The organism is Sphingobacterium bovisgrunnientis (genome assembly GCF_009829085.1).
Lineage (GTDB): Bacteria > Bacteroidota > Bacteroidia > Sphingobacteriales > Sphingobacteriaceae > Sphingobacterium > Sphingobacterium bovisgrunnientis.
Map to the genome: position 1 here is coordinate 1 of NZ_WUQY01000181.1, position 383 is coordinate 383.

At 33.9% G+C, this 383-nt stretch carries 1 protein-coding gene; it reads left to right on the forward strand.

What is annotated here, in order from left to right; translation table 11 throughout:
- Positions 1–14: 14 nt before the first annotated feature.
- On the forward strand, positions 15–383 hold a 369-nt coding region (locus tag GOQ16_RS18570; RefSeq protein WP_498365962.1), incomplete at its 3' end, for a reverse transcriptase family protein.

The window sequence follows — 383 nt, forward strand, 5'->3', positions numbered from 1 at the left end:
TCAACAACATAACGATAAAGTATCATCATCCTATTCCTAGGTTAGATGATATGTTAGATGAACTTTTTGGTACATGCCTATTTAGTAAGATAGATCTTAAGAGTGGATATCATCAAATTCGCATGAGAGAAGGAGATGAGTGGAAAACTGCATTTAAAACTAAACATGGCTTGTATGAGTGGTTAGTAATGCCCTTTGGACTCACTAATGCACCGAACACTTTTATGCGATTGATGAATAATGTTTTGCATGCTTTTATAGGTAAATTTGTTGTTGTGTATTTTGATGACATCTTGATTTATAGCAAGGACCTAAATGAGCATGTAGAATATCTTAGGAGTGTACATGTGGTCCTGAAGAGGGAACAATTTTATGGTAATTTT